General features: G+C 62.9%; 6 protein-coding genes and 1 pseudogene. 6 read left to right on the top strand and 1 reads right to left on the bottom strand.

Features of this window, described 5'->3' with window-relative positions; translation table 11 throughout:
* From EOA28_RS18675 to EOA28_RS18695, 5 genes and pseudogenes are all read left to right on the top strand, one after another.
* A pseudogene (locus EOA28_RS18675) lies at nucleotides 1–349 on the top strand (AAA family ATPase); the annotation flags it as partial.
* Between the two features lie 46 nt (nucleotides 350–395).
* Nucleotides 396–821: a DUF559 domain-containing protein gene (locus tag EOA28_RS18680; protein ID WP_127250743.1), complete on the top strand. Its 426-nt coding sequence runs from the start codon at nucleotides 396–398 to the stop codon at nucleotides 819–821.
* Between the two features lie 67 nt (nucleotides 822–888).
* Complete coding sequence (locus EOA28_RS18685) at nucleotides 889–2,196, top strand: DUF6638 family protein (RefSeq protein ID WP_127250742.1); 1,308 nt, start codon at nucleotides 889–891, stop codon at nucleotides 2,194–2,196.
* A 105-nt stretch (nucleotides 2,197–2,301) separates the two neighbouring features.
* Nucleotides 2,302–3,426, top strand: coding sequence for a DUF2333 family protein (locus EOA28_RS18690; protein WP_126081614.1), 1,125 nt, complete (start codon nucleotides 2,302–2,304; stop codon nucleotides 3,424–3,426).
* A gap of 318 nt (nucleotides 3,427–3,744) precedes the next feature.
* Entirely contained in the window at nucleotides 3,745–5,424 is a 1,680-nt protein-coding gene (locus tag EOA28_RS18695; RefSeq protein ID WP_127250740.1) for a formate--tetrahydrofolate ligase, read from the top strand.
* 63 nt (nucleotides 5,425–5,487) lie between these two features.
* Here the strand turns inward: EOA28_RS18695 and EOA28_RS18700 are convergent, their stop codons facing one another.
* Nucleotides 5,488–6,129, bottom strand: a complete 642-nt coding sequence (locus EOA28_RS18700; RefSeq protein ID WP_127250739.1) for a cysteine hydrolase family protein — start codon at nucleotides 6,127–6,129, stop codon at nucleotides 5,488–5,490.
* Between the two features lie 127 nt (nucleotides 6,130–6,256).
* Between EOA28_RS18700 and EOA28_RS18705 the strand changes: the two genes are divergently transcribed.
* The coding region (locus EOA28_RS18705; RefSeq protein ID WP_128315144.1) for a helix-turn-helix domain-containing protein at nucleotides 6,257–7,206 on the top strand (950 nt) is incomplete at its 3' end.

Raw genomic sequence — 7,206 nt, forward strand, 5'->3', positions numbered from 1 at the left:
GCACATGATCAAGGACGCCGAACCGCGCTTCACCGGCCGCGCCGTCAAGAACGTCACCGACGCGATCAAGATGCGCGCCATGGACTTCGAGCTGCCGGACGACTGGTTCGAGAAGCCCGAAGCCTTCATGCACAAGAGCTACGACGACAAGAAGGCGATGATCGAGGAACTGCGCGGACCGTTCTCGATGGACATGGTCATGCAGGAGATCAACCGCTACGCCGATTCCGAATTCCGCTATTCCGACAAGTCGGATGATGCCGCGGTGGAGAAGCTCCTGCGCGACGCGCGGCTGCGTGAGCGCGCGGCGCGCGAGATGGAGGAGTTGAAGAAGAAGGGGGCGTGGTGATTTCTTCCTTCTCCCCGTTCACGGGGAGAAGGTGCCCGAAGGGCGGATGAGGGGCAGCGCCATCCGTGGCAGAAATGAGCCAAAGGTTACGAGAGCCCGCGAGCTGCGGCAGGTCGAAAACGATGCGGAGGAACGGCTATGGCATGAACTGCGGGGGCGGCGATTGAACGGCCATAAGTTTGTTCGCCAACTGCCGATCGGCCCTTACTTCGCGGACTTCGCTTGCCGCGGAGCCAATCTGGTTGTCGAGGTTGACGGCAGCCAACATGCCGGTCGATCCAGGGATCGATACAGGGACGAGACGATGAACGGAAACGGTTGTTCCGTATTGAGGGTTTGGCACGCAGATGTTTTGACCAACTGCGCGAGCGTGCTGGATACGATTGTTGCGGCGCTGGATGGTCGGTTGGATCGAAAGATAATTGGGGTCGATGCGAAATTTCTGCCGGCCGCAAGATCGGAGCAAGGATGATGAGCGTTGGCGCCGCCCCTCATCCGCCCTTCGGGCACCTTCTCCCCGTGAACGGGGAGAAGGAAAGATGAAGCCCACCGCCAAGAAACCCGACCTCCTGCGCGATAACGAGCTGATCTACGGCAGGCTGCTCGCCGTCGACGAGCCGCATCTCATCCAGCGCTACAACAAGGCGCTTGTCGCCTTCGGCCTCGAGCCGACCAGGTTGAAGAGCTTCCAGATCGACCGCACCGGCTTCTCGCCCGAGATCGCCGAGGAGTGCGGCGATTTCGACTATCTCGATCCCAACGAGGTCAACCGCCGCTTCATCATCCTGACGCCGTCGCAGATCGATCTGCCCGTGGTGCACACCGCCTTCTCCAACACCTCGCAGCTGATGTTCGAGTTCATGTCGAAGAACCAGCGCGCCATCGACGCGCTGACCATCAAGGACGTGATCTACGGCGAGATCGAGGACTCGGTCCCCAAGGTCAACGACATCGAGGACCTGCTGTCGATCAACCAGGTCGAGTTCAAAGTGCTGTCGGCCGAGGATGTGCTGGGCAAGGCGGCCGAGCTCGGCAGACTGGTCGACCGGCTGAAGCAGGAACCCGACGCCTGGCGCGACAATGCCATGCTGCAGCGCATGGTCGATCTGGCCAAAATCTGCGGCGACATCCGCGAGAACGCGCTGGTCCCCGACCAGGTGATCTTCCGCCACAATGCCTACTGGACCAGCCATTTCGGCGGCCTCTATGTCTTCGTCGATCCCGACATGACGACGGTGATCTGCGATCCGGCCGCTCCCGGCTTCCGCCGCTCACGCCCCTGGCAGGTCAGCTACCTGTCGATCAACGACGCCGACAAAGTGTTCCGCTTCCTCGCCGCCACCGGCCGCCTCGACCTGCCGCGCGCCTCGTGGATCGAGGCCTCCGGCTATCTCGAGCATCGGGCCGAGATGGTTGTGCGCGCGCTGATCGCCGATGTCGAGCCCAACCGCAATTTGACCGATGTCGACAAGGTCTGGCTGCAGACCTGGATCCACGGGCATGCCGACCTGATCGCCCAGGACGGGAACTTTCCCTTCCTCAACGCCGCCAAGCGCGAGATCGCCCAACTCGGTCATCTCAAGATCGAGGACGTACCGCCGCGCCAGCGCTTCCTGGTCGTGCGCGCCAAGCCCGAACACCCCGATGCCTGGCTGACCAACCAGCTGATCTCGGATTTCGTGCCGCAGGACTTCGTCTCACGCTACGTCTTCAACAAGCCCGGCTTCTACAAGGACTATGAGAGCTACAGCGACGCCTGGCGAAGCCATGTTGTGGACGTTCTGAAAACCACATATTTGAAGGACAAGGCGGCGTTCCGCGCGCGTCTTTACGGCCTGACTGACTAGGAAAGTCTGGGCGGTTTTCCGCCCGGAATTGTGCCAAAACAAAGGGTTAGGGCAGATCGCCGTTTCCCTTGAAACGGTGAAATGCTCCAAGGGGGTGCCACAGCCATGCTCGACCCGATCGTGAACTTCTTCACCCAGATCTTCCAGTGGATCGGCCGCGGCATCGGCTTCGTCATCGGCGTCATTCTGTGGCCGTTCATGTGGGTCGGCCGCTGGTACGGACAGCGCGGCTGGATCCTGAAGGCGGTGGTCGGTCTCGCCCTCCTGGTGCTGATCGGCCTCTACGCCAATTTCTTCTACGCCACGCAGTGGTGGAACAATTTCAACCCGAACTATCCCGACACCTACACATTCGAGAAGCGCAACGTGTCGGCCGGCGAGCAGGTCTCCGCCGGCGCTGGCACCGACACGGCCAAGACCTGCGGCAACTCGGCGATCGCCCAGGTCGCCGCCGACCTGACGGACTTCAACGTCAACCAGAATGCCTGGATCTCATCGATGATCCTCTACAAGCTCGGCCTGTTCGGCATCGACTGGGACAACACGCCCTGGATGGACAACAAGGCGTCCTTCCAGCGCGGCATCAACCAGGCGGTGCGCCGCACCGCGACCGAGCTTGCCGACAATCTCGGCCGCGTGCGCACGACTTCGCAGATCGATGCCGACCTGCAGGACGCACGCGGCAATCTGCAGTTCGACGAGTACACCTGGTATTTCGGCCTGAACCCCTTCGGCCCCAAGACGCCGACGCCGAGCTATTATCGGGACGCGGTGCGCAAGCTGCGTTCCTTCAACGCCCGGCTCGCCACCTGCCAGGCGACGTTCGACGCGCGCGCCGACAATCTCAAGCAATATATCGACCGCATCGCTTCGGATATCGGCTCGACTTCGGCGATCCTCAAGGAGCGCGCCGAAAACCACAACAACGGCTGGTTCGATACCCGCGCCGACGACCGCTTCTGGTTCGCCTATGGCCAGCTCTATGCCTATTACGGCCTCATGAAGGGCGCCCAGGCCGACTTCGAGGACGTGCTCAAGGAAAAGCACCTGCAGAGCCTGTGGGACACGATGGATTCGCAATTCGTCTCGGCGCTACGCATCCAGCCCTTCATCATCGCCAATGGCCGCGAGGATGGCTGGCTGTTGCCGACGCATCTGACGACGATGGGCTTCTACATCCTGCGCGTGCGCTCCAACATGGTCGAGATCAGCAACGTTCTGACCCAATAGCACCGTCTCGGGGCGACAGGGCGATGGCGGATTTGCGCCGTCGCCCCTGTCGCTTTTCGCGCATTAGGCGGCTGTTTTGAGACGGCGAAACCGCCCCCGCTCTGGCTTCTATACGGCGCAACGACCGGGCCCGAGACGACCGCCTTGGAAGAGGCCGGCGACAGGAACACTCTTTCTTAACAGGAAACATAGTTGCATGGAAGTTGACGCCGCGCCAGCGACAGGGTTAGAACATGACCTTGCGTCCGGGCGGCGTTTCGACCATGCACGAATGATCGAACCCCTCCCCTCCACCGCCTACTCCAGAGGAAAGCCGTCATGGCCGAAGTGAAGTCCGACATCGAGATCGCGCGCGCCGCCAAGAAGAAACCGATCCAGGAGATCGGCGCCAGAATCGGCATCCCGACCGAGCATCTGCTGCCCTATGGCCACGACAAGGCCAAAGTCTCGGCCGAGTTCATCAAGTCGGTGAAGGGCAACAAGGACGGCAAGCTGATCCTGGTCACCGCCATCAACCCGACGCCCGCCGGCGAAGGCAAGACGACCACCACGGTCGGCCTCGGCGACGGCCTCAACCGCATCGGCAAGAAGGCGATCATCTGCATCCGGGAGGCCTCGCTCGGCCCGAATTTCGGCGTCAAGGGCGGTGCCGCGGGCGGCGGCCTTGCCCAGGTGGTGCCGATGGAGGACATGAACCTCCACTTCACCGGCGACTTCCACGCCATCACCACCGCGCATAATTTGCTGTCGGCGCTGATCGACAACCACATCTACTGGGGCAACGAGCTCGGCATCGACACCCGCCGCGTCGCCTGGCGCCGCGTCATGGATATGAACGACCGGGCGCTGCGCGAGATCATCTGCTCGCTGGGCGGCGTCGCCAACGGCTATCCGCGTGAAGCCGGCTTCGACATCACTGTCGCCTCGGAAGTGATGGCCATCCTGTGCCTTGCCACCGACCTCAAGGACCTCGAGAAGCGCCTCGGCGACATCATAGTCGCCTATCGCCGCGACAAGTCGCCGGTCTATGCCCGCGACCTCAAGGCCGACGGCGCGATGGCGGTTCTGCTGAAGGACGCCATGCAGCCCAACTTGGTGCAGACGCTGGAGAACAACCCGGCCTTCGTGCACGGCGGCCCGTTCGCCAACATCGCGCATGGCTGCAACTCGGTCGTCGCCACCACGACCGCGCTGAAGCTCGCCGACTATGTCGTTACCGAAGCCGGCTTCGGCGCCGACCTCGGCGCGGAAAAGTTCTTCGACATCAAGTGCCGCAAGGCTGGCTTGAAGCCGTCGGCGGCTGTCATCGTCGCCACCGTGCGCGCCATGAAGATGAATGGCGGCATCAAGAAGGAAGACCTCGGCAAGGAGAACATCGAGGCGGTCAAGAAGGGTTGCCTCAATCTCGGCCGCCACATCGAGAACGTGAAGCAGTTCGGCGTGCCAGCGGTGGTGGCGATCAACCACTTCACCACCGACACCGAAGCCGAGATCCAGGCGATGAAGGACTTCGTCAAGGCGCAGGGCGCCGAGGCGATCCTGTGCAAGCACTGGGCGCAAGGCTCGGCCGGCATCGAGGACCTCGCCCGCAAGGTCGTCCAAATTGCCGAGTCCGGCGCCTCGCAGTTCTCACCGCTCTATCCCGACGAGATGCCGCTGTTCGAGAAGGTCAACACCATCGTCAAGCGCATCTATCGCGGCGACGAGGCGATCGCCGACAAGTCGATCCGCGACCAGCTGCATGCCTGGGAACAGGCCGGCTACGGCAATTTGCCGGTCTGCATGGCCAAGACCCAGTACTCCTTCTCGACCGACCCGAACCTGCGCGGCGCGCCGACCGGCCACACCGTGCCGGTGCGCGAGGTCAGGCTCTCGGCCGGCGCCGGCTTCGTCGTCATCATCTGCGGCGAGGTCATGACCATGCCCGGCCTGCCCAAGGCGCCGTCCTCGGAAAAGATCTTCCTCAACGAGCAGGGGCAGATCGAGGGACTGTTCTAAGCACCCTTCAGACCGGGAACGATCAGGGGCGTCGCTATTGCGGCGCCCTTTTTGCTTGCCGGACTAGGCAGCGTTCCGCTTCAGCGCCCGCTGGTTCGATGCATAAATCGTGTCGCGCTCCGGCAGCTTCCCGGTTGTCAGGCAATCGATCCATTCCGCGGTCTTCAGCACCGCGGCGAAGCGCGACTGCAGAATGATCGTCACCACCCGATGGATGTCCTCGGCCGAGGCAAAGCCGGCGCTGTTGGCATAGGGCACCGAACCGCTGGCATCCGACAGGAACTCGACCGCAAAGCCCATATGCACCGCGTGGATGATGGTCGACAGATCGCAATTGTGGGTCATGTAGCCGACGACCGCGATCGTATCGATAGCATTGGCGCGCAGCCAGGCTTCCAGATCCGTGCCGGCGAAGGCCGACGGCAGCGTCTTTTCGACATAATGGTCGCGGCTGCCCCTGGCGATCTCTGGATGCAATTCGCCGCCATGGCTGCCCTTGGCGAAGATCGGCGAGGTCTCCGGCGCCATCTGCTTGACGACGACGATCTTGATGCCGGCCGCCGCGGCAGCGTCCATGGCGCGCGCCACATTGGCGACGGTCTCGGCGAAGGGCGGATGCTGGATGGCCAAATTGCCGCCATTGTAGTCGTTCTGGACATCGACGACGACAAGCGCGCGGCCCGGCTGGATGGCTGGTGCTGACATGGCATTTTCCTTTCGACCGGGTTGATGGGCGCAAAGCTAGGCGGATGTCCCGGTGGCCGAAAGTGGCCCAATTGACATCATTCGAAAGAATTGGGACATTCGCCAATCAACGCAAACGATGTGAGCCATGAAGCAACCGATCATCGCCGCTTTCGCCTTCGACGGCATCAGCCCGTTCCACCTCTCCGTGCCCTGCCTGGTGTTCGGCGCCGATCGAACCAGGCTTGGACTGCCACGCTTCGACTTCCGCGTCTGCGCGATGGAGGAGGGACCCATTCATACCGATGCGGGGCTGAGCATCGTTGTGCCGCACGATCTTTCGGCGCTCGACGAGGCCGATATCGTCATCATTCCAAGCTGGAAGGACCTCGATGCCCCTCTGGCTGCGCCGTTCAAGGAGGCGCTGCAAGGCGCGCATAAGCGCGGCGCGCTGATCGTGGGTCTGTGCCTCGGCACCTTCGCCATTGCCGGCGCCGGATTGCTGGCCGGGCGTAAGGCAACGACTCACTGGGCCTATGCCGATCAACTCCAGGCGCTTCATCCAGACATCGCTATCGACGCCGACGCGCTCTATGTCGACGATGGCGACGTCATCACTTCCGCCGGCGTCGCCGCCGGGCTCGACTGCTGCCTGCACATCGTGCGCGCCCGCTATGGCGCGGAGGCGGCGCTGCGGCTCGCTCGTCACGTCGTGCTCTCGCCGCACCGGCAGGGCGGCCAGGCACAGTTCATCGAGCGCCCGCTTGCGCCAACGCCAAACGCCGACCGGTTCGCCAAGGCCCTCGATGACGTGCGGGCATCGCTCGGCGAAGCGCACAGTCTCGACAGCGTCGCCGAAGCAGCGGGTCTCACCCGCCGCACCTTCACGCGCCATTTCCAGAAAACCACCGGCACCAGTTTCAGCGACTGGCTTGCCGACCAGCGCGTGGCGCTGGCGCAGCGGCTTTTGGAGCAGACAAAAAAATCGATGGACATGGTGGCCTTCGAAGCCGGCTTCGGCAGCGCCACCTCGCTGCGCCAGCATTTCGCCGCGCGGCTGAAAACCTCGCCGATGCAATATCGGCGGCGGGTTTTCAA

It is taken from the genome of Mesorhizobium sp. M2A.F.Ca.ET.067.02.1.1, assembly GCF_004023285.1.
In the GTDB taxonomy this organism is placed as follows: Bacteria; Pseudomonadota; Alphaproteobacteria; order Rhizobiales; family Rhizobiaceae; genus Mesorhizobium.